The following is a 23,083-nucleotide window of genomic DNA, read 5'->3' on the forward strand; positions in this document are numbered from 1 at the left end:
CGAAGGCGCATCCGTCCGGTCGCGAAGAACGGGTGACGAACGGTTCGATAACGGCCCCTTAAACCGCCGCATTTAGCGTGCGGAAACCGAGACGCGTTTCGGGCGACGCGCGCCGGTCCGATCAGTCACAGACGGGATGCATGGCCAAGGGTCGAGGCAGGATGGAGCCGAATTTCGACGTGCCCGAGGGGCGCGTCCGGGATCGCGGCGAACTCGATCTGCGCCTGTCCCGGGACGATCGTCCCAAGGCAGGAGACGGCGTGGGCAAGCGAGCGGGTGGTCCGGCACGCAAGCCGGGCAGGTCGGCGGCGCGTCCGAAGGCCTCGGGCCGGCGGCGGCGCTCGTGGCTGGGCCGGCTCGTCTACGCGACCGTGGTGCTCGGCCTCTGGGCGGTGATCGGGCTCGCCGGGCTCATCGCCTACCACGCCTCGCAGTTGCCGCCGATCGACCAGCTCGCGGTGCCGAAGCGCCCGCCCAACATCGCCATCCTGGCGAGCGACGGCACGCTGCTCGCCAACCGCGGCGAGACCGGCGGCCGGGTGGTCTCGATCAAGGAACTGCCGCCCTACCTGCCGCGCGCCTTCGTGGCGATCGAGGACCGGCGGTTCTATCAGCATTTCGGCGTCGACCCGGTCGGTATCCTCCGGGCCATCGGCCAGAATCTGACCCGGCGCGGCGTCGCGCAGGGCGGCTCGACGCTGACGCAGCAGCTCGCCAAGAACCTGTTTCTGACCCCCGAGCGGTCGGCATCGCGAAAGATCCAGGAGGCGATCCTCGCCCTCTGGCTGGAGCACAAGTACAGCAAGGACGAGATCCTCGAACTGTACCTCAACCGGGTCTATTTCGGCGCCGGCGCCTACGGGGTCGAGGCGGCGGCGCAGCGCTATTTCGGCAAGCCCGCCAAGGAGGTCTCCCTGGCGCAGGCGGCGATGCTCGGCGGCCTCGTCCAAGCGCCCTCGCGGCTGGCCCCGAACCGCAACCTGCCGGCGGCCCAGGCCCGCGCCGCGCAGGTTCTCGCCGCCATGCAGGACCTCGGCTTCGCCTCGGCGCAGGACGTGCGGGTGGCGCTCGCCCAGCCGGCCAAGCCCGCCAACGCCCGCGGCGGCGGCTCGGCCAACTACGTCGCCGACCTCGTGATGGACGTGCTCGACGACTACGTCGGCAAGTTCGACACCGACATCACCGTCCAGACCACCGTCGATACGGCCCTTCAGGCCACCGCCGAGAAGGCGCTGACGGATGAGCTCAACGCCAAGGGCGCGCGCTACAATGTCGGCCAGGGGGCGATGGTGTCGATGCGCCCCGACGGGGCGATCCGCGCGCTGATCGGCGGCCGCGACTACGCGCAGAGCCAGTTCAACCGCGCCACCACGGCCAAGCGCCAGCCGGGTTCGTCGTTCAAGCCGTTCGTGTATCTCGCCGCCGTCGAGCACGGGGCCACCCCCGACACGGTGCGAGAGGACGCGCCGATCCGGATCGGCACCTGGGCGCCGGAGAACTATTCCCACCGCTACGAGGGTCCGGTGACCCTGCGCACCGCCCTGGCCCAGTCGCTCAACACCGTGGCGGTGCGGTTGGGCCAGGAGGTCGGCCCGAAGGCGGTCGTGCAGACGGCGCAACGGCTCGGCATCACCTCGCCGCTCCAGGCCAACGGCTCGATCGCGCTCGGCACTTCCGAGGTGACCCTGCTGGAGATGGTCGGCGCCTACGGCGCCTTCGCCAACGGCGGGACCGGCGTCATCCCCTATGTGGTCACCGCCGTGAAGGGCCAGGGCGGCACCGTGCTCTACAAGCGCTCCGAGAACGGGCTGGGCCGGGTGATCGACCCCAACGCCGACGGCATGATGAACGCCATGATGCACGAGACCTTCGTCTCGGGCACCGGCAAGAAGGCCGACATTCCGGGCTGGGACCTCGCTGGCAAGAGCGGGACCACCCAGGATTACCGCGACGCGTGGTTCATCGGCTTCTCGGGCAGCCTCGTGACCGGGGTCTGGCTCGGCAACGACGATGGCGAACTCACCAAGAAGGTCTCTGGCGGAAACCTGCCGGCGGAGATCTGGAAGGCTTACATGACCCAGGCGCTTAAGGGTCAGACGCCGGTGCCGCTGCCCGGCCTGAACCGCTGGCGCAAAGCGCCGGAGACGACCGCCTCGGTGGCCAATGCCGCCCCTGGAACGCCGGCCGGGATCCTCGGACAGGTCTTTGGCGAGCCGGAGGCCCCAGCACCGCGTCCGGCGGCGGCGGCGCGGCGTGCGCCGAAGGATGACCGCAACTTCATCGAGAAGCTGTTCGGGATCGGGGACTGACCGTCGACGGGCATCTCGCCGGACGCCCTGTTCGTGTCTGCGGTTGCGGCGTTCTCCGCCACCAGCACCGCCGGCCGTAGCCGGGTCGGACGCCGCTGATGCTCACAGCATCGGCAGCATCCGCGGACGCGGGCCTCTCGGGAAATGCGCGTCGATCGAAGCGATCTCGGCTGGCGCCAGCCGCAGGTCGGCCGCGCCGGCATTCTCGATGGCGCGGGCCCGGCGCCCGGTCTTGGGAATCGTGAACGTCCCGGTCATGCGGGTCAGGAAGGCCAGGGCCACGGCGTGGGGCGTCGTCCCGTGCGTCCCAGCGATCCCCGCCAGGGCCTGCCCGCCGGGACTCGCGGGATCGGGGAAGTCGCCGCTGCCGAAGGGCGAATACCCGATCAGGGCGACGCCGTTCTTCTCGCACCAGGGCAGCACGGCATGCTCGATCGCCCGTTCGTTCAGATGGTACAGGACCTGATTGCAAGCGATCCGATCCGGCCCGGCGATGGCGAGCGCCCGGTCGAGATCCGCGACATCGAAGTTGCTGACGCCCCAGGACAGAATCTTCCCAGCCCGCCGCAGATCCTCGAATCCGGCGATCGTCTCCTCCAGGGGGTGCTGGCCGGGCCAGTGCAGCAGGTAGCTGTCGAGGCGGTCGGTGCGCAGCCGCCGGAGGGAGTCCTCGCAGGCCCGCGCGACGCCGCGGCGGGTCGCGTTCCCCGGAACCACCTTCGAGACCAGGAACACCTCCTCGCGGCAATCCACGATCGCCTCGGCGACGATAGCCTCGGCATCGCCGTACATCTCGGCCGTATCGATATGGGTCATCCCGGCGTCGATGCCGGCGCGAAGCGCGGCGATCGCATCGCCCCGGTCCGATCGGTCGATGTGCCAGGTGCCCTGGCCGATCACCGGCACCTGGACGCGGGTCGCACCGAAGCTCCTGGCATGCATGGCATCGTTCCCTTCCCTGTCTCGGCGGCTCTGCGGTGGCCGCGGACCCCGAAGGACCCGGACCCCGCAGGAGCTGCGACGGTTTCGCGATTGTGCCGACCGACACGCCTTACTCGCGCCATCTTGGATTGTTGAGCAATGGGGGTCGCGTGACGGCGGCGCTGCACTTTAGGCCATGGCCTGATGTCCGGAGGCCCGGGCCCGCCAGGCCGGTGCCGCCGCGCCCTCGCGCCGGTCGCGTGGGACCGGGATCGGGCTGCGGCCGGTCGGTTGGCCATGCTGGAGTTGCGCCGATGCTGCCCGCCCACCGCGTCTTCTGGGTCCTAATCCTGCTGGCGGCCGCGGGCGCCGGACTGCTCTACAACATCATCTTCGCGGCGGGCGCCTCGCCGCTCGCCGGGTTCACCTACGGGCTCTGCATGGGCGCGACGGTGCTGGCCTTCGATCGCGGCCTGATCCTGGCGGGCCTGCAGGCGCGGATCCGGCGTTTCCCGGCCTGGCTCTACGTTGTGGCGGCCGAACTCGCCTACGTTCTGATGATCATGGCCGGCAACGCCCTGGGCGGTCTGCTGGTCTGGGCCTTCGCGCTCACCCCCGACGACCTCGCCTCGGCGACCCGGATGACCGCGCGGGTCCTCGCCTATGCCCTGGCGGTCTCCGGCCTCCTGGTCTTCGTGATCCGGATGCGCGATCTGATCGGGGGCGAGGTGTTCGTGAACTTCATGATCGGCCGCTACCACCGGCCGGTGGCGGAGGAGCGGATCTTCCTGTTCCTCGACGTGGTCGGCTCGACGGCCTTCGCGGAGGCGCATGGCGACCTCCGGGCGCAGGATTATCTCGGAGCCGTCTTCGCGACCCTGGCCGAGCCGGTCCGCCGCAACGGCGGGTCCGTCGACGATTATGTCGGGGACCTCGCCATCATCACGTGGCCGATGGCCCGCGGCCTCAAGGATGCGCGCTGCGTGACCTGCCTGTTCGACGTGATCGACCGGATCGAAGCCGATGCGGCGGCCTGGACGACCCGGTTCGGGACGGTGCCGCGGCTCCGGGCGGCGCTGCACGGCGGCTCGGTGGTCACGGCCGAAGTCGGTGTCGACCGGCACAAGATCGCGTATTTCGGCGATGCCGTGAACGTGACGTCGCGGATCGAGGCCCTGTGCCGCCCACTGGGCGTCGGGATCCTGATCTCGCAGGATCTCCTCGATCGGCTGGCGCGGCTGCCGGACGGGGTCCGTGCGCGCTCGCTGGGGGCCCACGCCCTGCGGGGGCGCGGTGCCCCGCTCGCGGTGGCCACGCTTGAGCGCGGGGATGGCGAGGCCGTGCCCCTAACTGGCCTCGAACCGCGCCGTCTGGCGGCCGCCCGCTGATGGCCTCCGCCGATGCCCCGCCCTCCGCGCTGCTCATGGCCGTTAAGATGTCGCTGCGCTTCGGTCTGCCGCTGATCGGGTTGCTGGTCTTCGGGCACGCCGTCCTGATCTCGGTCGGCGGCGACATCGAGCGCTGGCAATTCGCCCTCGGTGTCCTCCTGATCCTGGCGGGCTTCACCTCCAAGCTCGTTCCGCGGTCGTGAGCACGGAGCCGGCGGGACCGCCGATCTACCTCGACGCCGATGCCTGCCCGGTGAAGGACGAGACCTACCGGGTCGCCGCCCGCTACGGGCTCACCGTTCACGTGGTCGCCAACAGCGTCCTGAACCTGCCGCGGGAACCCTGGATCGTGCGCGTCGTGGTCGGTTCCGCCCTCGATGCCGCCGACGATTGGATCGCCGAGCGGGCAGGGCCCGGGAGCATCGTTCTCACCGCCGACGTGCCGCTCGCCGCCCGGTGCGTGAAGGTTGGCGCGACGGTCCTGGCCTTCACCGGCAAGCCGTTCAGCGAGTCTTCGATCGGCATGGCGCTGGCGACCCGCGATCTGATGCAATCCCTGCGCGAGGCTGGGACGATCACCGGCGGCCCGAAGCCGTTCTCCCGCGCCGATCGGTCGGCCTACCTGTCGGCCCTGGACCGCGCGGTGAACCGGATCCTGCGCGAACGTCCGCGCAACGCCTGAGGATCGGAGGCCGGACGTTCCCGTGCCGGGTCAGTCCTGCGCGGCCGGGACGAGCGCCTTGAGCGCTGCGTTGATACGGTCCTGCCAGCCGGGACCATCCTTCTGGAAATGGGCCAGAACCGCGCTGTCGAGGCGCAGGCTGACCATCTCCCGCGCCCCGGGGGGCACGATGGCACGGGGGGCCGCTGACTGCTGCGGTGGCGGTGGCGGTGCCTCCGGCTTGGGAGACGTGGCGGCCCGGAAGGCCGCTTCGGCCGCCGCGCGCGGATCGGTGAAGCGGCGGCGGTTGCGATCTTCGGCCATCGGCCTCTAATCCTTTGCCGCGGTCTTTTTCGGCGCAGCCTTCTTGGCGGCACCCTTGCCCGCGCTTTTCGCGGCCGATTTGGCTTCCTTCTCAGCCGCCTTGGCCTGCGCCTCCGCAGCCTCCTTGGCGAGCCGGAGGGAGCGCAGCTTGACGGTCCGCTCATCGACCGCCTTGATGGCCGCGTGATGCTCCGCCATCGCCTGCGCGCCCTCGCGGGCCATCCGCTCGGCGCGCTCCGCACGTTCGGCGCGGTTTTCAGCGCGCGTCTTCGCCTCCGCTTCCGCGTCGCGGATGGCATTCGCCTCGTCGAGGTCGAACTCAGTCTCGTCGCTCATCCTGTGCCTTTCGCCCCGGCCCAGGGGGTCCGGCCCTGCGCACTCTGCGCTGGGCGGCGACTGGGCGGGTCCGGCCTGTTCGAGGGGGGAGGGCAAGGCCGGATGACGCGCTCCCCTGTTCCGTAACCGGAGGCACACGGGAGCGTGTCCGGTGACGCTTTAGCATGCTCGCCCAGCCGATGGCGAATCCGCCGTGGGGGTCCGTCCGATCAGCGCACAATATTCGCTGAGATCGGCGGAAGTTTTGATCAGTGCAGACTGCACCGCGCTTAGCCAAGCGTTGTGACGCTCAGTTTACCGCACCCGGAAGTTGAGGGGAATGGACACGGACAGGCTCGGCTGGGCCACGCCGCTGGGGGCCGGCGGGAGGCTGCCGCGCACCGCCGAGAGCGCGGCGCTGTCGATCTGGCCGACCCCGCTGGATCGGGCGACGCCGGCAGCCGTGACCTGGCCCGAGCGCAGGACGGTGAAGCGGACCACCGCCGTCCCGCCACCGGTGCCGTTGGCGGCACCGGCGTTCATCCGCCCGTGGATCGCCGCGCTGATCGCCCCGGTCCATTGCCGCAGCGCGCTCGGATCGTTGCCCGCCGCTGCGCGGCCAGCCGCGTTCTGGCGCGACGCCGAGGCGGAGTTGCGCGCCTCGGCGCCTTCCTGGGCCTTCGCCTGACGCGCCTTGGCCTCCCGCGCGGCCTTCGCCTTGGCTTCGCGGATCTCCTCCAGGCGTTCCTGGCGGGCCTCCTCGCGCTTCTGCTCGCGAAGTTTCTCCTCCCGGATCTTGCGCAGCTTCGCCTCCCGCTCGGCTTTCAGCTTGGCGGGATCAGGCGTCGGCTTCGGCGGTTCTTCGGTCTTCGCCACCTCGGCGGGCGGGGGCGCCTCGGGCTCGGCCGCCTCGGAGGTGGAGGTGATCACCTGGCTCGGCGGCTCGACCGGTACGGCCTCCGGCGGTGGCTCGACCGCGGGACTCTCCTCCGGCTTCACTTCGGCGGTCTCGGCCGGCGGTGGGGGCTGGACCGCCTCGTCGGGGGGTAGTTCGACCGGCTTCGTCTCCGGGGGCGCCGCCTGGCTCATCTGCTGCTCGGACGGGGCTTCCGTCGGCGCATCGGTCATGATCGGCGCGAGATCCACGGTGACCTGCTGTTCGCCCGGGGGGGTGGGCGGCGCGAGCTGCAGGAACATCGCGGCTGCCAGCGCGAGGGCGTGCAGGCCCAGCGCGACCAGGAACGCCGCGACCAGTCCGGACGGCCGGCGCGCCCCGAGATCATCCGACAGATCCGTCGACACGAAGCGGTTCATCGGCTCAGCGCGGGGCCCCTGCCGGGACAGCGGGTGCCGCCGGCGCGGCGCCACCGGGCGATTGCGCGATCAGCGACACCTTGGTGAAGCCGGCCTGGCCCACGAGACCCATCACCTCCATGACCTTGCCGTAGGGCACGTCCCGGTCACCGCGTACCAGGATCACCTGGTTCTTGTCGGCGGCGGCCATCTCCCGAAGCCGCGGCACGAGGCTGTCCATCGTGAACACCTCCTTGGCGATGGACGGATTGCCGTCCTTGTCCACCGTCACCTCCTGGGGCTTCTTTGATTGCGCCACCTTGGGGGCCGCGGTCTTCGGCAATTGCACGGGCACACCGGTGGTCATCAGCGGGGCGGCGACCATGAAGATGATCAGCAGCACGAGCATCACGTCGACCATCGGGGTCACGTTGATGTCGGACATCGGCACGTCGTCGAGGTCGTCCTCGTCGCTCGCGCGAATGGATCCCATCGCCATCGGGCGTCTCCGGTTCCGGTGCGTTCGGCCCGAGCGTGCGGGCGCGGAGGGGGCTTATTCGGCCGCGGCGCGGTGCTTCGCGCCGGCACGGTCGCGGGCGAGGCGGTTGCCCAGCATCGAGATGTAGGAGGAGAACATGCTCTGGACGGCGCCGACGTCGCCCGACAGCTTGTTGTAGGCCATGACGGCCGGGATGGCGACGACGAGGCCGATGGCGGTGGCGAACAGGGCCTCCGCGATACCCGGTGCGACCACGGCGAGCGACGTGTCCTGGCTCCGCGCGATCGACGAGAACGAGTTCATGATGCCCCAGACCGTGCCGAACAGGCCGACGAACGGAGCGGTCGAGCCTGACGTCGCCAGCAAGGAGAGGCCGGTGCGCAGGCGCTTCATCTCGAGGGTGAGGGCACCCTTCATCGCCCGCTCGATCCGCTCCCGGCGCTCCGCCCGCGTCTCGGAGGCGTCCTGGTCGCGCCAGGCGTCGATGGCGGCGCGCACGACGTGGCCGGCGATGCCGTCGAGTTCGCCGTCGAGATTCCCGCCGGACTGAACCAGAGTCGCGAAGTCCTTCGCCTGGCGCCGGGCGGCGACGAGGCGGATGATCTTCTCGAAGACCACCGTCCAGCAGGCGATGGAGGCGACCACCAGGAGGATCATCACGCCCTTCACGATCGGGTCGGCCTGCAGGAATAGGCCGAGGAACGAGAAGTCGTGGGCCGCCTCGATCGGGGCTTGTGTCGGGTCCATCGCGGGCTCCTGGCGTCCTAGATCTCACGCGGCCGTGCGCCGCCGCCGTATCGGGTGCGGCGCGTGCCGCTCACCGCCCGGCGATCCGTGGCGCCGGGCGGTTTCGTCGCGTCATCCGTCGGACCGAAGCGATCAGCGGTCGAACGGCAACCCGGCCTTGGTCTCGGTCTCGGTCCGTTCGAGGCAGGCCTCGCGGGCAGCGTCGCCACCGTCGCAGGACAGAACATCGTTCAAGAGGACTCGCCCGACCTTGTTGCAGGCGATCCCGGGGAAATCGAAGATTTTCACCACCGTCTTCCGCGGCGGAAGCGGACCGAGCTCGACGGCCACGCGCTTCTGCGCCACCCCGTCCGTGTCGAAGGCGAAGAGATCGACCTTGTAGGATTTGAGGCCCGCGCCCTTGGTGTTGTCGATCACCATCGTGATCCGGCACGCCTCACCGGCGGTCTCCACCTTGTTGAGCTGCAGCTTCAGCGGCGCTGCCTTCTCGGCCCCGTCCTGAGCGAGAGCGGAGGCGATCAGGAGCGCCGAGATCGCGACGCAGGCCGCGGTGTCCAGGGCGAGGCGCCCGATCCGGCGACGGTACAGGGGAACACGCAGGGCTAGCACCGAACCGTCGTCCTTTCTGATCCGGTCGGGCGACGCGGCGCCCGCCGGTGTGACCGATCCCCGGAGGATCAATGAAGCACCACGCCACCGCGGCAGGCCGGCGGCGCCAGACGCGCGGCCGCTGCCTCCAGCGGTTCGACGGCCGCGCGGACCGCCTCAACGAGACGGGGCGCCGCCGTGCGCCCGGTGATCTCCGCCGCCGCCGCCTCCAGATCCGCCCGGAGCCGGCGGCGGCCCCGGTTGATCAGGTCGACCAGCGCGCATTCGTGGCCGGTGACGCGGCAGCAGCTCGCCGGCATGAACGACCAGTCTGCGTCCCGCTCGGCGCGCAGAGCTCGGATGATCGCCACGACGCTGGCCACGAAACGGCAGCCTTCCGCGGGTCCCAGCAATTGCTCGGCCCCGTCGAACGCCGCGTTCCAGCAGGCCACGTCGCTGGTCATGTATCCGGCCGCGACGAAACGGGCCACCGACAACGCCAGGATCTCGGCCTCGTCGCCGCACACATCGGCAACGCGCCGCAACGCCGCACCGTTCGCCGGGATCTGGGGGGCGTTCATGGGCTCCGGTGCCTCGGCTCGCAGGCGAAATCCAAGGCGATCGTCCCGGCGGGCGGGCCGATCACCAAGGGGCGCAGTAAGCCACGCACGGCCTATGGATCAAGGCCCGACGCGAATATCAGAGCAGTTCCAAATTGTTAGGGGCGAGCGTGACCTTTTCCGAACCTGCCATACTTTCCTGGTCCGGATTGCCGAATGGTCCCGATACGCGTCTTGGCCCGGACTTCTGCTCATCCCACCGTCCGGCGAGGGAAACTGACCGTCTCTCTTGATGGCCCGCGGGACGGCGGCCATATCGTTCCCTTGCCGGCGTCGTCTCGTCCGGCGGAGCGCTGCCCCGGCGGGCTCCCTGTCAACGAGGTGCTCAGGCATCCCGGAGCGGCGGCAAGCCCTGGGGTCGGAGGCTTCGCCTTCTGGATGACGGCCGCGATGACGCGCAACTCGCCCTTCGGGCACCCGTTCCTGCTCGGCTTCGACGAGATCGAGCAGGCCCTCGACCGGGTCTCCAAAGCCGCCAACGATGGCTATCCGCCCTACAATATCGAGCGCCTGCCGCGCACCGAGAGCGAACCCGAACGGCTGCGGATAACGCTTGCCGTCGCCGGCTTCACCCGCGAGCAGCTCGATGTGATGCTGGAGGAGAGCCAGCTCGTGGTGCGCGGCCGGCAGGTGGACGAGCGCGAGCGGCATTTCCTCCACCGCGGCATTGCGGCGCGCCAGTTCCAGCGGACCTTCCTGCTGGCCGACGGCATGGAGGTTCTGGGCGCCGATCTCGCCAACGGCCTGCTGTCGATCGACCTGGTCCGGCCGGAGCCGGATCGGATCGTGCGCAAGATCGATATCGGCGCGCGCGACTGAGCCGGATTGATCGGACGTCAATAATCCCCACATCAACGACGTGCCACCGGTGCCTACGGGACTGGTGGAGGACGCTCTGCCACCCCAGGAGGGCCTTGATGACCGCTTTGAATCCGTCTCCCTTCACGCCCGCCGACCTCGACCCGGCCGATTTCCAGCCGGCCGATCTCGCGGCGCTCGGTGAGGGGCATATCGCCTATGTCCGGCCGATCCGGTCCGACGAGGTGCGCCGCTTCTTCCCGCAGGCCCCCGAGCTGACGCCGGGCCTCGATCTGTTCGCGCTGCTCTCGGCGAGCGGCGCGCCGATCATGCTGGCCGATTCCCGCGATGTGGTCCTGGCCAATGCCGTCGCGAACGACCTGCAGCCGGTCAGCCTGCACTGAGGCTGCCGGGATCGGACCCGTCAGGCCCTCTCGGCCACCGCCGCCACGAGCCGCGCGATATCCTGCGGCCGCGACAGGCGGTGGTCGCCATCGGCGATCAGCGTGAGCACCGTCCCCTCGGCGGGAAGACGTCCCAGGATCTTCAAAGCGTGGGTGTACGGCACGTCCGCATCGCGCATTCCCTGCAGGATGTGGATCGGGCAGCCGGGATCGAGCGGATCGCCGAGGAGGCAGTTCCTGCGGCCATCCTCGATCAGGGTCAGCGTGATCGGGTCCGGTTCCGGCGCGTAGTCGCTCGGTCGCTTGAGGATCCCGTCCCGGACAAGGGCCGTGCGGGCCGGCTCGGCGAGACGGTTCCAGATCAGATCCTCCGTGAAGTCCAGGGCCGGCGCGATCAACACGAGGCCCGCGGTCTTGTCGCCTCGGAGCGCCCGATCCCGGGCTGCCAGGCAGGCGATCCAACCCCCCATCGAGGAGCCGACCAGGATCGGCGCTGCCTCGACATGGGCGCCGAGCACCGCCTGCGCGTCCTCCAGCCACGACGTGATCGTGCAATCCGTGAACGTGCCTCCGGACTCGCCGTGGGCCGCGTAATCGAACCGGACGAACCTGCGCCCGGCCTGAGCCGCCCAATCATCCAGGGCGGTCGCCTTGGTGGCCTTCATGTCCGACCGGAAGCCGCCGAGCCAGACCACGGGCGGGCCCGAGCCGGGGCGCACGCGCACCGCGATGCGGCGCGCGGCGGCGCCCGCACCGACCGTGAGGTAGCTGAGCTCCGGATCGGTCATGCTGAAATCCAATATCCCTGTGCATGCACGGGAGAACGCGTCCCGTGAGCCGGTCCGGTTCAAACTCCGTTTACCGGACCGTAAAGCGCGGCGGCGATGCTCAAGCAATGGCAACGAGCATTTGGCAGATACCGGCCGGGGGCCTGCGGGTCCTTGCCGACGGTCCGCGGGCGGGTCACGGCCCGCACGGCCTGTCGGGCTTCCCCGGCGAGATCGGGGTGCTGGCGGGGGCGCGGATCCTCCAGATCATCCCCGAGCTCGAGGCCGGGGGCGCCGAGCGCACGACGGTCGACGTCGCCGGCGCCCTGGCGGCGGTCGGCGCGCGCGCCCTCGTGGCGACGGAGGGCGGACGCCTGGTCGGCGAGCTGCAGGCCAAGGGCGGGCATTGGCTCCGCTTCCCGGCGGCGTCGAAGAATCCGGCCGCCATGGCGGTCAACATGCTGCGGCTCATGGCGCTCTGCCGCCGCGAGGGCGTGCAGGTCATCCATGCCCGCTCTCGCGCCCCCGCCTGGGTGGCGCTCGGGGCCGCGCGCCGCCTCGGCCTGCCATTCGTGACGACCTATCACGGCAGCTATTCCGGCCGGACCGGCGTCAAGGTGCTGTACAATTCGGTGATGGCCCGGGGCGACGTGGTGATCGCCAATTCGCGCTACACCGCCGACCTGATCCACAGGATGCATGCCGAGCAGGCCGGGGAGAGGGTGCGGGTGATCCACCGCGGCACCGACCTCGCGGTGTTCAATCCGGTCGCGGTCGGAGCCGGCCGGGTCGAGGCCCTGCGCCGGGCCTGGTCGGTGGCGCCCCACGAGCGCGTGATCCTCCTCGCCGCCCGCCTCACCGCTTGGAAGGGGCAGCGCGTGCTGATCGAGGCGGCCGCCCAGATGCGCGACCGGGGCGTCCCGGACCTCGCGGTAGTCCTGGCCGGCGATCCCCAGGGGCGGACCGCCTACGAGCGGGAACTCGACGCGCTGATCGCCGCCCGGGGCCTCGGCGCCGTCGTGCGCCGGGTCGGCCATTGCACCGACATGCCCGCCGCCTTCCGGGCCGCGTCTGTCGTGGCGGTGCCCTCCGTCGAGCCCGAGGCCTTCGGGCGCTCCGCCGTCGAGGCGCAGGCCCTCGGCACGCCGGTGGTGGTCTCGGACCTCGGCGCCGTACCGGAGACCGTCCTGGCGCCGCCGGATGTTCCCGCCGGCCAGCGCACCGGCTGGCGCGTCCCGCCGGGGGACGCCTCAGCGCTCGCCGGGGCGCTCACCGAGGCGCTGTCGCTCGGCGCCAGCGCCCGGGACGCCCTGGCGCGCCGGGGCCGCGCCCATGTCGAGGCGCATTTCTCGCTGGAGCGCATGGTCGGCGACACCCTGGCGGTCTACGCCGCGCTGCTCGGCCGCAAGGGTTGAGCGGCGGGTCTCATCCCGGCGCGTTGGTGGTCTCCGGATTGGCCGCGAAAACCTCCCGGGCGGCGAACAATCCGTTCAGGGCCGCCGGGAAGCCGGCATAGTCCGCCATCTGCATCAGGATCTCGACGATCCCGGCGCGGGTCAGCCCGACATTGAGGCCAGCCGCGATATGCACCTTGAGCTGCGGCGCCGCGTTGCCGAGGGCTGCCAGCGCCGCGATGGTGGCGATTTCGCGGCTGCGCAGATCGAGGCCGGGGCGGGAGTAGATGTCGCCGAACGGGAACTCGATCAGGTAGCGGGCGAAGTCTGGGGCGATGTCGGCCAGCGACGCGACGACCTGTGCGCCGGCCTGTCCGTCAATCTGGGCGAGGGCCTGCTGCCCGCGGTCGTAGCGGCTCTCGTCGGGGGCGGGTTGGGTGTGCGTCATCCTGCGTCTCCGTGTCGGTGCCGGCATGTCCGGCGGTCTTGGAGTCGAGGACGAGAAGGCAGGCCTGGAACGCGTCGATCCGGTGCCGGACCTGTTCGCGATGCCGTTCGAGCAGCGTCCGGCGTGCCGGGCCGGTGAGATCGCCCTGCGCCCGCAACGTCGCGTAGCGCCGCATCTCGCTGATCGGCAAGCCGGTCGCCTTCAGGCGGCCGAGGAAGGCGATCCAGGCTAGAATCGATGCGTCGTAGTCTCGCCGTCCGGACCGGTCCCGGTCGGCGTAGGGCAGCAGGCCGATTCGCGCGGAGTAGCGGAGCGTATGGCCCGACAGACCGGACCGCTTAGCGAGATCCCCGATCTTCATGGACGCCTGTTCTCGTCACGACGCCCGAACAGGTACTGCTTCGAGCGCACTCCAAGTCAAGGGCGCCCCCCCGCGGATCGGGCCGGTGCCCGGGCGATTATTTCGCGTGCCGTGCCGGTCGGCCGTTGACTCTGGCCGTGCTTCCGCCAACGTAGTATGTCCGGGCGGAACCGGAGCGGCTGGCGGTCGGGAGATCCTCGGATTGGGTCGTCCGGTCCGCCGTTTCGTCGTTGCAGCAGGAGACCGAAGCCATTCGTAGACCGATGAGAGCCATGCCGGCCCCGCAGAAGGACGGGCCGCGCGCCAACCGCGATATTCGCGGGGTGCGGGAAGTGCAGCTGATCGACGATACCGGGCAGAACCGTGGCGTCGTCGCCTTCTTCGATGCCCTGACGCTCGCCGAGGAGGCAGGCCTCGATCTCGTGGAGATCGCGCCGAACTCCGTGCCGCCCGTCTGCAAGCTGCTCGATTACGGGCGCTTCCGCTTCAACGAGCAGAAGAAGCAGAATGAGGCCCGCAAGCGGCAGAAGACGGTCGAGGTCAAGGAGATCAAGCTCCGCCCCGGCATCGACAAGCACGACTACGACACCAAGATGAAGTCGGTGCACCGCTTCTTCGAGGAGGGCGACAAGGTCAAGGTGACCCTGCGCTTCCGTGGCCGTGAGATGGCTCACCAGGATATCGGCCTGCGCCTCCTGGAGCGCGTCAAGAACGAGACGGCCGAGATCGCCAAGGTCGAGAGCGAGCCGATGCTCGAAGGCCGCCAGATGATCATGATCCTGGCACCGCGCTGATTCGTCCGCGCATTCCGATGCCCAGCGCCGCCTCCTGACCGGGGCGGCGTTTTCATGTGGCGCTTCCGTGGGGCGACGCGACCGCCTATCTCCTGCCCATGGCCCTGGCTCCCGACGAAATCGAACGCTACGCCCGTCACCTCGTCCTCGCCGAGGTCGGCGGGCCCGGCCAGGGGCGCCTGAAGGCAGCCCGGGTCTTGGTCATCGGGGCCGGAGGGCTCGGCGCACCGCTGATCCAATACCTCGCCGCCGCCGGCATCGGCACGATCGGCATCGTCGACGACGACACGGTCTCGCTGTCGAACCTCCAGCGTCAAGTGATCCACGGCACGCCGGATCTCGGCCGGCCGAAGGTCCGGAGCGCAGCCGACGCGGTGACGCGGCTCAACCCGCACGTGACGGTCGTCCCGCACCCGCTTCGCATCGGGCCGGACAACGCCGTCGAGCTGATCGCCGGCTACGACCTCGTCGCCGACGGGTCCGACAATTTCGCCACCCGCTACGCCGTCTCGGATGCCTGCTTCCAGGCAGGGCGCCCGCTTGTCACGGCGGCGCTCGGCCGGTTCGACGGCACGCTCACCACCATCCGGGCACACGAGACCGGCCCCGACGGGACACCGAACCCGACCTATCGCTGCCTGTTTCCGAACCCGCCACCGCCCGGCAGCGTGCCCGCTTGCGCCGAGGCCGGGGTTCTGGGGGCGCTCGCCGGGGTCATGGGTTCGCTGATGGCCATGGAGGTGATCCGGGCCGTGGCGGGGTTCGGCGAACCGCTGGTCGGGCGTCTGCTGATGGTCGATGCCCGCTCCATGCGGTTCGAGACCCTGCGCTACGGCTGGGATCCGGACAATCCGCTCAGCGGTACGCGGCGTTCAGCCGAATAACGGCCCCGGCGGCATCCAGGGCCCTTCGGCCTCCTCCTTGCCGAGGCAGCATTTCTTGAACTTCTTGCCCGAGCCGCAGGGGCACGGATCGTTGCGCCCGACATCCTTGAACGGGTTGCGCTGCGGTTCTCCCGCCCCCTCGACGGTCCAGTCGAGCGCTTCAATCGCATCGTCCAGATAGCCGTACTGGTAAGGGCCCAGCCGGTCCCGGTCCTGGGGCTTTGCCTCGGCCTTGCGCAGGGCCTCCTTGAACCAGTCGGCGTCACTGACTTCGTCGGTGATACGTCCGTCCGCGCGGGCCGCCGCGACCCGGGGTGCGAGGTCCCGGAAGCCGAGATGCGCGATCGTCTCCTCCCAGCCGACCCAGACCGGCGCCGCCTCGACGGCCGCCTGGGCGTCGTCGAAGCGGACCAAGAGGTTGTGCATCGCGGCGCGGTCGATCCGACCTTCCAGTGTCAGGAAGGTGCAGGCCGAGAGGAGCGCCATCCGGGCGTAATCATCGACGGTGCTGTCGAGGATCAGGCGGAACAGCGGCGCGGGATCGCCATCGAACAGGCTTGTCAGGACCTTCGCCAGGGTCGCCGTGAGGGCGTCGCCGAGCACCGCGTCGAGACTTTCCTCGTCCTGGCGCAGCAGGCGCAGGAGGGGTCCGAGGGCGCGCACGTCCCGGGCCTGGGCCATGACGTGCAGGCCCCAGAAGACGAGGTTGGTCTCCTCCGGGGTGAGTTCGCGTTCATCGGCTGCCGCCTCGAGCAACGGCAGGGTCGCCTCGGCGACCGCCTCCGGATGAGTCAGGGCTTCCCGCAGCGCCGCGGTCGGCCGGTGTTCGGCCGCCGCGAGATCCGCGATGAGCAGGGCGATCCGATCCATCCGGCGCTCCTCAGCTCCGGAGCGTGGCGCCGGTCCGGCGCACAACCTCGGCCACGATCTTCGCGCTCACCGCCTCGATCTCGGCATCGGTCAAGGTCCGTTCCACGGGCTGCAGACGCACCGCGAGGGCCACGGATTTCGATCCCGCCGGGACGCCCGGGCCCTCGTAGAGGTCGAACACGTCGACCCCGGTGACCAGCTTGCGCTCTGCGCCCTGGGCGGCCTTGACGATGTCGCCGGCGGGCACGTCGCGGCCGACCACGAAGGCGAAGTCCCGCGACAGGGGCTGGAACTCGGACAGCACCAGAGCGGGCTTGGTCTTGGTCGGCCTGTGCTTTGGCGGGGGCAGCGCGTCCAGGACGATCTCGAAGGCCACGAGGCTGCCCTTGAGGTCGAGTTCCTGCAGCGTCCGCGGATGCACCTCGCCGAACCAGCCGATCTCGGTCTTGGGGCCGAAGCGAAGCGTCCCGGAGCGGCCGGGATGCAGCCAGGACGGTCCCCCGGCGGTGACCTGGAGTCCGCCCGTGGGCACGCCGAGGCTGCCGAGCAGCGCCAGGGCGTCGGCCTTGGCGTCGAAGGCGTCCACCGTCTCGGCCGATCCGTCCCAGTGGCGCCCGGCGCCCTGCAGGGTGGCACTGCCCCGGCGGACCGCCGCGGCGCGGATCGTCTGACCCTCCGGCTCAGCGGAGGCGAAGCACTGACCGACCTCGAACAAAGCGGCATCCGGGTGGCCGCGGTCGGCGTTGCGCTGCGCCGCGCGGAGCAGGCCGGGCAGCAGGCTGGGGCGCATGTCCGACAGTTCCGAGGCGATGGGATTGGCCAGCGCCAGATCGGCACCGCCGCCGCCGAACAGTACGGCATCGGTGTGCGGGACGAAGGACCAGGTCACGGCCTCCATCAAGCCGCGGCTCGCCAGGGCACGCTTGGCGGTCCGCGTGCGCTTCTGCATCACGGTGAGAAGGGATCCGCCGACCCCGGCGAGACGTGGCAGGGGATTCGGCACGATCCGGTCGAGTCCAGCGATCCGCACGATCTCCTCGACGAGATCCGCCTTGCCCTCCACATCCGGACGCCAGGACGGGGTGAGAACCTTCACCCGGTCGCCGGTGCCGGAGACGTGGAAGCCCAGCGTCTCCAAAATCAGCTTCGCCTCGATGCGCGGCACATCGAGGCCGGCGAGGCGGCGGACCTCGGTCCAGGGGAAATCGATGATCCTCTCCGATTCGGGCGCTTCGCCGGCGATCCGCGCCTCACTCGGCGTACCGCCGCACAGATCCACCACGAGGCGGGTCGCCAGATCGAGCCCGGGCAGGGTGGAGGCCGGATCGACGCCGCGCTCGAACCGGTAGCGGGCGTCGGTGATAATGCCCAGGCGTCGGCCCGACTGCGCGATGTTGGCCGGATCCCACAGCGCCGATTCGATCAGCACGTCCGTGGTGGTCTCGTCGCAGCCCGAGTCCTGGCCGCCCATGATGCCCGCGATCGATTCCACGCCGCGCCGGTCGGCGATCACCACGGTCTCACCGGTGAGGGCGTGGGTGCGGCCGTCGAGGGCGCGCAGGCTTTCCCCCTCGCGGGCCCGGCGCACCGTCAGGGCACCCGAGACCTTGGCGGCGTCGAAGACGTGCAGCGGCCGGCCGCGGTCGAAGGTGATGTAGTTGGTGATGTCGACGAGCGCGTTGATCGGGCGCAGCCCGATCGCCCGCAGCCGCGCCTGCATCCAGGCGGGCGAGGGGCCGTTCTTCACGCCGCGCACCAGCCGCAGGGCGAAGAGGGAGCACAGATGCCGGTCGGCCGGCTCGAAGGCCAGTTCGACCTCCACCGGGCAGGGGCCTTCACCGCGCAGCGCGGGCAGCGTCTCGCGCTTGAGCGTGCCGATCCCCGCGGCGGCGAGGTCGCGGGCGATGCCGTGGACCGAGGTGCAGTCCGGCCGGTTCGGCGTCAGGTTGATCTCGATCACCGGATCGTCGAGGCCGGCATAGAGGGCGTAACCCTGGCCCACCGGCGCGTCGGCGGGGAGTTCCAGGATGCCGTCATGATCCTCACCCAGCCCGAGTTCGGCCCCCGAGCAGAGCATGCCGTGGCTCTCGACGCCGCGGATCGTGCCCACCGACAGGGTGATGTTCTTGCCCGGCACGTAGGTGCCCGGCGGCGCGAAGACCGAGACGAGGCCGGCGCGGGCGTTCGGCGCGCCGCAGACCACCTGCACCGGAGCGCCGGCGCCCGCATCCACGCTGCAGACCCGCAGCCGGTCCGCGTTCGGGTGCTGCTCGGCCGTGAGGATCTTCGCCACGACGTAGGGCTTCAGCGCGGCCACCTTGTCGTCGAGCCCCTCCACCTCGAGTCCGATCCGCGTCAGCGTCTCGGCGATGGTGTCGAGGGACGCCTCGGTGTCGAGGTGATCCTTGAGCCAGGAGAGGGTGAATTTCATTTTCTTCTGGGAGGAAAGAGGAGGTGCAAGGCGAGTGTCCGGCGATCCTGAGGGGTCAAGGTCTGAAGGCGCGTGACGAGGTCGCCCGCTCGATCGACATGCTCTCGGGCCTTCGCCGACGTGAAAACGTTGGGTCGTGGTGGCGCGTAATCGGCGAGCTTCCGGGCGTCCTGCAACGGGACTATATCGTCGCCAATCTGCCTCAGCGCTTGGTTGCTCTTCAAGGGGCCGTCACTCACGAACGCCTGCTTGAGAGGTCCGTGGTCGATCTGGCGGTACACGCGCTCGAACTCTGCCGAGTTGCTGTCCGAACCCGGGAGTATCTCGTCGGCGCAGAGTTGCATAATGGCGTGAAACGCGGCGTAATAGGCCGTGCTGACCGCACGTCTTTTCGCGGCAGAACTGCCAGGAAACCGTTCGATCAAGTCGGCCGCTTGGCCAAGCATCTGTGCGACCATCGCGGTCATCGGCTAATCGACGTCTTCCTCAACTCGCTGCTCGTCGGCAACGTCGTTGCTCAGGAACACGAATCGATCCTCTCCGCGTGCCAGCAAAGCCGAGCGAAGATCATGTACAGCCGCGATGAGCGGATCAGGCTTGGCGGTCGGCCGATGTCCGTAACGGGCGGTCACACGGATGATCGGATCTCCATCGAAGTCCGTATCGGACCAGACATCCGCGCCTATAAATTGCGCCGCCGGAACCCGGTTGCGCAGGACGTCGTGAACGATCTCGCTGATCTGTTGATCGGTCATGGCAGCCCTCGTCATCTCACCCCGTTAGCCCGCCAACGAGACTCGGCACGTCGAGCGGCCTGAATCCGTAATGGTCGAGCCAGCGGACATCCGCGTCGAAGAACGGGCGCAGGTCCGGCATGCCGTATTTGAGCATGGCGATGCGGTCGAGGCCGACGCCGAAGGCGAAACCCTGCACGGCATCCGGATCGAGGCCGCAATTGCGCAGCACGTTCGGATGGACCATCCCGCAGCCCAGGATCTCGAGCCAGTCCTCGCCCTCGCCGAAGCGGATATCGCCGCCCTTGCGGGAGCACTGGATGTCGACCTCGGCCGACGGCTCGGTGAAGGGAAAGAACGACGGCCGGAAGCGCATCTTCACGCTGTCGACTTCGAAGAACGCCTTGCAGAACTCCTCCAGCACCCATTTCAGATTGGCGATGTTGGCGCTGGTGTCGATCACCAGCCCCTCGACCTGATGGAACATCGGGGTGTGGGTCTGGTCAGAATCGTGCCGGTAGGTCCGGCCCGGGATGATCACCCGGATCGGCGGCGTCTGCGACCGCATCGTCCGGATCTGCACCGGGGAGGTGTGGGTGCGCAGGACCTTGCGCTTGCCCGCGGCGTCCGGGGCCAGGAAGAAGGTGTCGTGCATCTCCCGGGCCGGATGGCCGGGCGGGAAGTTGAGCGCCGTGAAGTTCAACTCATCCGTCTCGATATCGGGCCCCTCCGCCACCGCGAATCCCATATCGGCGAAGATCGCGGTGATCTCATCGATGACCTGGGAGATCGGGTGGATCCGGCCGCGCACCTCCGGCGCCTCGCGGACCGGCAGGGTCACGTCGATCCGCTCGGAGGCGAGGCGCGCCTCCAGGGCCGCCTCCGCCAGTGCTGCCTTGCGCGCCGTGACGGCGGCCTGCACCCGGTCGCGCAGGCCGTTGATCAGGGGGCCGCGCGCCTTGCGTTCCTCGGGCGTCATGGCACCGAGGGTCTTCAGCAGTTCCGAGACGCTGCCCTTCTTGCCGAGTGCCGCGACGCGAACCGCGTCGAGGGCAGCCTCGTCGGACGCCGCGCTCACCTGGGCCAGGAGGTCGCGTTCGAGGGTGTCGAGATCGGTCATCGCTGTCTTCGAGCAGGGTTGGCGGAGTCTGCCGTCGCGGCGTGCTCTCGCGCGTTGCGCGCCCGGGCGCAAGCGCGGGGCGGGACCACACAAACGACGAAGGCGCGGCCCCCGGGGGAACCGCGCCTTCCGTCCGTCTCGCCCCGGGCCTGGATCAGGCGGCCTTGGCGGTGGTCTGCGGCAGCGCGGCCTTCGCCTTCTCGACGACGGCGGCGAAGCTCGCCGGCTCGTGGATCGCGAGTTCCGACAGCGCCTTGCGGTCGACGATGATTCCGGACTTCGCCAGGCCGTCGATGAAGCGCGAGTAGGTCAGGCCATGCTCACGGACGGCAGCGTTCAGGCGCTGGATCCAGAGAGCGCGGAAGGTACGCTTCTTGTTCTTGCGATCGCGGTAGGCATACTGCATGCCCTTCTCGACCGCCTGCTTGGCGATGCGGATGGTATTCTTGCGCCGGCCATAATAGCCCTTGGCGGCCTTCAGAACTTTCTTGTGCTTCGCGTGACTGGTCACGCCGCGCTTGACGCGGGCCATCGGTTATCTCCTGGTTTCGACGAAAGACAGTGGCAACTTGTATCGAAGACTTACCGCGCGTTCGGCAGGAAGTACTTCTTCACGTTGGCAGCATCACCCTCGAACAGGGTCGTGGTGCCGCGCAGGTTGCGGATCTGCTTGGTCGTCCGCTTGATCATCCCGTGGCGCTTGCCGGCCTGGGCGTACATCACCTTGCCGGTGCCGGTGATCTTGAAGCGCTTCTTCGCGCCCGACTTGGTCTTTAGCTTGGGCATTTGGCTCTCCGTTGCGCAAAAATTCCCCGGGGCCGACCCGTGAGGGTCGGATGAGGATCGCGCGTTGATGCTTCTGGTGGAGCAGCACGAGCCGCCACGGCAGCCCTAATCGGCCGGGCGGTTCGACGCGGGGCGGCTTATGACAGAAAGCCGACGCGTCGGCAACGTCTCAGCAGCGGAGCGGAGCGGGCGGCCACGCGCACCCTGGGCGCGCGGGCGCCCGCCACGTGCGGAGATCGGTTTTCGTCCTCGTGATTCGGGGAATGCGGGGACAGCGCCCGCACCGCACAAAAGAGGAGGCGACAGGCGGGCGGCCAGGAACCATAACCTTGGCCGTCTGTTTCATTCATGTCCCGCTCAGGCCGGCAGGGTTAGCCTCCCCGTCAAATTCGGCCATTCAGGAGACACTTCGTGCGCATTGCCCAGATCGCTCCGTTGTCGGAGGCCGTTCCTCCGAAGTTCTACGGCGGCACCGAGCGCGTCGTCAGCTGGATTACGGAAGAACTGGTCCGCCAGGGCCATGAGGTCACGCTGTTCGCCAGTGGCGACTCCCAGACGGGCGCCAAGCTCGCCGCCTGCACGCCCGAGGGCCTGCGCCTGCTCGGCTATCGAGACCATACCGCCAGCCACCTGGCGATGCTGCATCAGGTGCACCGGCGTGCCCACGAATTCGATATCCTCCATTTCCACATCGATCTGCTGCAATATCCGATGTTCGAGGACTTGAACCATAAGTGCCTCACGACGATGCACGGTCGCCTCGACGTGCCGGATTTCATGCCGGTTTACCGGACCTTCACTGGGATGCCCCTGGTGTCGATCTCCGACAACCAGCGTCTGCCGATGCCGCCGACCTCGAACTGGCTGGCGACGATCCATCACGGCCTCCCGGCCCAGAACTGCCCGTTCTACCCCGAGGCCAAGGGCGGCTATCTCGCGTTCCTGGGCCGGATTTCCCCAGAGAAGCGGCCCGATCGCGCCATCGAGATGGCGATCCGCTCCGGCACACCCCTCAAGATCGCCGCCAAAGTCGACAAGGCCGACCAGGATTACTGGGACGAGGTTATCGAGCCGATGATCCATCACCCGCTGATCGAGTTCATCGGCGAGATCAACGAGGAGCAGAAGAAGGACTTCCTCGGCAACGCCCTGGCCCTCGCCTTCCCGATCGACTGGCCGGAGCCCTTCGGCCTCGTGATGATCGAGGCTATGTCGGCCGGCACGCCGGTGATCGCCTTCCGCAACGGGTCTGTTCCGGAGGTGATCAAGGACGGCGTGAGCGGTGTGCTCTGCACCTCGATGGACGAGGCGGTGGCGGCGGTCGACAAGGCAAAGGCCATGAGCCGCGCCGGCGTGCGTCGCCACTTCGAGGGTCACTTCACCGCCGAATGCATGGTCAACAAGTACGTGGCCGCCTACCAGGAGCTCGCCGCCCGCGGTGCGGACGTGATCAAGCTGCCGACCTCGGGGTTCAGGCCGCAATACGCTGAGGTGAACGGGTCCGCGCGGCCGGCCATCGCGGTCGCCGCGATGCCGGCCTGATTGGCGGCATCGGGCTTGCGGGTTCCCCCCGGGCCGGCCTAGCATCTTTCAGGCGACTCATCCGTTAGGTGAACGAGGGCCGCCG

At 69.4% G+C, this 23,083-nt stretch carries 28 protein-coding genes; 10 read left to right on the forward strand and 18 right to left on the reverse strand.

Annotation, left to right across the window (positions count from 1 at the left end; genetic code table 11):
- The first annotated feature begins 140 nt into the window (after positions 1-140).
- Positions 141-2,309, forward strand: coding sequence for a transglycosylase domain-containing protein (locus AC3IF1_RS09900; protein WP_489217404.1), 2,169 nt, complete (start codon positions 141-143; stop codon positions 2,307-2,309).
- Positions 2,310-2,411: 102 nt separating this feature from the next.
- Here AC3IF1_RS09900 and AC3IF1_RS09905 read toward each other — a convergent pair whose 3' ends face one another.
- A complete protein-coding gene (locus tag AC3IF1_RS09905; RefSeq protein ID WP_489217405.1) occupies positions 2,412-3,251 on the reverse strand; it encodes an aldo/keto reductase in 840 nt (279 codons plus the stop codon).
- A 293-nt stretch (positions 3,252-3,544) separates the two neighbouring features.
- Here AC3IF1_RS09905 and AC3IF1_RS09910 point away from each other — a divergent pair, with 293 nt between their 5' ends.
- The 3 genes from AC3IF1_RS09910 to AC3IF1_RS09920 are packed head-to-tail and all read left to right on the forward strand — an operon-like array spanning position 3,545 to position 5,300.
- Positions 3,545-4,618: an adenylate/guanylate cyclase domain-containing protein gene (locus AC3IF1_RS09910; RefSeq protein WP_243973687.1), complete on the forward strand. Its 1,074-nt coding sequence runs from the start codon at positions 3,545-3,547 to the stop codon at positions 4,616-4,618.
- Positions 4,618-4,821, forward strand: coding sequence for a hypothetical protein (locus tag AC3IF1_RS09915; RefSeq protein WP_489217406.1), 204 nt, complete (start codon positions 4,618-4,620; stop codon positions 4,819-4,821). Before AC3IF1_RS09910 ends, AC3IF1_RS09915 begins: the two co-directional genes overlap by 1 nt.
- The gene (locus tag AC3IF1_RS09920) at positions 4,818-5,300 is read left to right on the forward strand and encodes a YaiI/YqxD family protein (protein ID WP_243973689.1); all 483 of its coding nucleotides are present in this window, start codon (positions 4,818-4,820) and stop codon (positions 5,298-5,300) included. The genes AC3IF1_RS09915 and AC3IF1_RS09920 overlap by 4 nt, the downstream gene beginning before the upstream one ends.
- Before the next feature lie 30 nt (positions 5,301-5,330).
- On the opposite strand, the gene AC3IF1_RS09925 is transcribed toward AC3IF1_RS09920, so the two are convergent.
- The 7 genes from AC3IF1_RS09925 to AC3IF1_RS09955 form a co-directional block, all read right to left on the reverse strand.
- The gene (locus AC3IF1_RS09925; RefSeq protein WP_489217407.1) at positions 5,331-5,603 is read right to left on the reverse strand and encodes a BrnA antitoxin family protein; all 273 of its coding nucleotides are present in this window, start codon (positions 5,601-5,603) and stop codon (positions 5,331-5,333) included.
- Positions 5,604-5,609: 6 nt separating this feature from the next.
- On the reverse strand, positions 5,610-5,939 hold the full coding sequence (locus AC3IF1_RS09930; protein ID WP_243973691.1) for a hypothetical protein: 330 nt from the start codon (positions 5,937-5,939) through the stop codon (positions 5,610-5,612).
- 294 nt (positions 5,940-6,233) lie between these two features.
- Positions 6,234-7,232 carry a cell envelope integrity protein TolA gene (tolA, locus tag AC3IF1_RS09935; RefSeq protein ID WP_489217408.1) on the reverse strand — a complete coding sequence of 333 codons (999 nt, stop codon included), beginning with the start codon at positions 7,230-7,232 and terminating at the stop codon, positions 6,234-6,236.
- Between the two features lie 4 nt (positions 7,233-7,236).
- Positions 7,237-7,710 carry an ExbD/TolR family protein gene (locus AC3IF1_RS09940; protein WP_243973693.1) on the reverse strand — a complete coding sequence of 158 codons (474 nt, stop codon included), beginning with the start codon at positions 7,708-7,710 and terminating at the stop codon, positions 7,237-7,239.
- Between the two features lie 54 nt (positions 7,711-7,764).
- Complete coding sequence (locus AC3IF1_RS09945) at positions 7,765-8,457, reverse strand: MotA/TolQ/ExbB proton channel family protein (RefSeq protein WP_489217409.1); 693 nt, start codon at positions 8,455-8,457, stop codon at positions 7,765-7,767.
- 132 nt (positions 8,458-8,589) lie between these two features.
- Entirely contained in the window at positions 8,590-9,066 is a 477-nt protein-coding gene (locus AC3IF1_RS09950) for a Tat pathway signal protein (RefSeq protein WP_489217410.1), read from the reverse strand.
- Positions 9,067-9,134: 68 nt separating this feature from the next.
- Positions 9,135-9,626, reverse strand: a complete 492-nt coding sequence (locus AC3IF1_RS09955) for a hypothetical protein (RefSeq protein ID WP_489217411.1) — start codon at positions 9,624-9,626, stop codon at positions 9,135-9,137.
- Positions 9,627-10,055: 429 nt separating this feature from the next.
- On the opposite strand from AC3IF1_RS09955, the gene AC3IF1_RS09960 reads away from it, so the two are divergent.
- Together AC3IF1_RS09960 and AC3IF1_RS09965 are read left to right on the forward strand one after the other, a co-directional pair.
- Positions 10,056-10,484, forward strand: coding sequence for an Hsp20 family protein (locus AC3IF1_RS09960; RefSeq protein ID WP_243973697.1), 429 nt, complete (start codon positions 10,056-10,058; stop codon positions 10,482-10,484).
- A 98-nt stretch (positions 10,485-10,582) separates the two neighbouring features.
- Complete coding sequence (locus tag AC3IF1_RS09965; protein ID WP_243973698.1) at positions 10,583-10,867, forward strand: BQ00720 family protein; 285 nt, start codon at positions 10,583-10,585, stop codon at positions 10,865-10,867.
- Positions 10,868-10,887: 20 nt separating this feature from the next.
- Here AC3IF1_RS09965 and AC3IF1_RS09970 read toward each other — a convergent pair whose 3' ends face one another.
- Positions 10,888-11,655 (reverse strand): alpha/beta hydrolase, encoded by a 768-nt coding sequence (locus AC3IF1_RS09970; protein ID WP_489217412.1) that lies wholly within the window; start codon positions 11,653-11,655, stop codon positions 10,888-10,890.
- A gap of 107 nt (positions 11,656-11,762) precedes the next feature.
- On the opposite strand from AC3IF1_RS09970, the gene AC3IF1_RS09975 reads away from it, so the two are divergent.
- The gene (locus tag AC3IF1_RS09975; protein ID WP_489217413.1) at positions 11,763-13,049 is read left to right on the forward strand and encodes a glycosyltransferase family 4 protein; all 1,287 of its coding nucleotides are present in this window, start codon (positions 11,763-11,765) and stop codon (positions 13,047-13,049) included.
- A gap of 10 nt (positions 13,050-13,059) precedes the next feature.
- Here AC3IF1_RS09975 and AC3IF1_RS09980 read toward each other — a convergent pair whose 3' ends face one another.
- Positions 13,060-13,476 (reverse strand): carboxymuconolactone decarboxylase family protein, encoded by a 417-nt coding sequence (locus tag AC3IF1_RS09980; protein WP_489217414.1) that lies wholly within the window; start codon positions 13,474-13,476, stop codon positions 13,060-13,062.
- Positions 13,406-13,837 carry a MerR family transcriptional regulator gene (locus AC3IF1_RS09985; protein WP_489217415.1) on the reverse strand — a complete coding sequence of 144 codons (432 nt, stop codon included), beginning with the start codon at positions 13,835-13,837 and terminating at the stop codon, positions 13,406-13,408. The genes AC3IF1_RS09980 and AC3IF1_RS09985 overlap by 71 nt, the downstream gene beginning before the upstream one ends.
- A gap of 272 nt (positions 13,838-14,109) precedes the next feature.
- On the opposite strand from AC3IF1_RS09985, the gene infC reads away from it, so the two are divergent.
- Both infC and AC3IF1_RS09995 read left to right on the forward strand, forming a co-directional pair.
- On the forward strand, positions 14,110-14,631 hold the full coding sequence (infC, locus tag AC3IF1_RS09990; protein ID WP_243969688.1) for a translation initiation factor IF-3: 522 nt from the start codon (positions 14,110-14,112) through the stop codon (positions 14,629-14,631).
- A gap of 98 nt (positions 14,632-14,729) precedes the next feature.
- Positions 14,730-15,515: a HesA/MoeB/ThiF family protein gene (locus AC3IF1_RS09995; protein WP_489220363.1), complete on the forward strand. Its 786-nt coding sequence runs from the start codon at positions 14,730-14,732 to the stop codon at positions 15,513-15,515.
- On the opposite strand, the gene AC3IF1_RS10000 is transcribed toward AC3IF1_RS09995, so the two are convergent.
- The 7 genes from AC3IF1_RS10000 to rpmI all read right to left on the reverse strand — a co-directional run bounded on the left by AC3IF1_RS10000 (position 15,504) and on the right by rpmI (position 21,456).
- Positions 15,504-16,385 (reverse strand): DUF1186 domain-containing protein, encoded by an 882-nt coding sequence (locus AC3IF1_RS10000; RefSeq protein WP_489217416.1) that lies wholly within the window; start codon positions 16,383-16,385, stop codon positions 15,504-15,506. The genes AC3IF1_RS09995 and AC3IF1_RS10000 overlap by 12 nt on opposite strands.
- Before the next feature lie 10 nt (positions 16,386-16,395).
- Complete coding sequence (gene pheT / locus AC3IF1_RS10005) at positions 16,396-18,816, reverse strand: phenylalanine--tRNA ligase subunit beta (RefSeq protein ID WP_489217417.1); 2,421 nt, start codon at positions 18,814-18,816, stop codon at positions 16,396-16,398.
- A complete protein-coding gene (locus AC3IF1_RS10010) occupies positions 18,813-19,283 on the reverse strand; it encodes a hypothetical protein (protein WP_489217418.1) in 471 nt (156 codons plus the stop codon). Before AC3IF1_RS10010 ends, pheT begins: the two co-directional genes overlap by 4 nt.
- A gap of 3 nt (positions 19,284-19,286) precedes the next feature.
- Positions 19,287-19,571, reverse strand: coding sequence for a hypothetical protein (locus tag AC3IF1_RS10015; RefSeq protein ID WP_489217419.1), 285 nt, complete (start codon positions 19,569-19,571; stop codon positions 19,287-19,289).
- Positions 19,572-19,587: 16 nt separating this feature from the next.
- Positions 19,588-20,670 (reverse strand): phenylalanine--tRNA ligase subunit alpha, encoded by a 1,083-nt coding sequence (gene pheS / locus AC3IF1_RS10020; RefSeq protein WP_489217420.1) that lies wholly within the window; start codon positions 20,668-20,670, stop codon positions 19,588-19,590.
- Between the two features lie 154 nt (positions 20,671-20,824).
- A complete protein-coding gene (gene rplT, locus AC3IF1_RS10025; RefSeq protein WP_160534568.1) occupies positions 20,825-21,202 on the reverse strand; it encodes a 50S ribosomal protein L20 in 378 nt (125 codons plus the stop codon).
- Positions 21,203-21,252: 50 nt separating this feature from the next.
- Positions 21,253-21,456, reverse strand: coding sequence for a 50S ribosomal protein L35 (rpmI, locus tag AC3IF1_RS10030; protein WP_007561407.1), 204 nt, complete (start codon positions 21,454-21,456; stop codon positions 21,253-21,255).
- 411 nt (positions 21,457-21,867) lie between these two features.
- Here rpmI and AC3IF1_RS10035 point away from each other — a divergent pair, with 411 nt between their 5' ends.
- On the forward strand, positions 21,868-22,998 hold the full coding sequence (locus tag AC3IF1_RS10035; RefSeq protein WP_489217421.1) for a glycosyltransferase family 4 protein: 1,131 nt from the start codon (positions 21,868-21,870) through the stop codon (positions 22,996-22,998).
- The last annotated feature ends 85 nt before the right edge of the window (positions 22,999-23,083 follow it).

Source organism: Methylobacterium sp. E-012 (genome assembly GCF_057836545.1).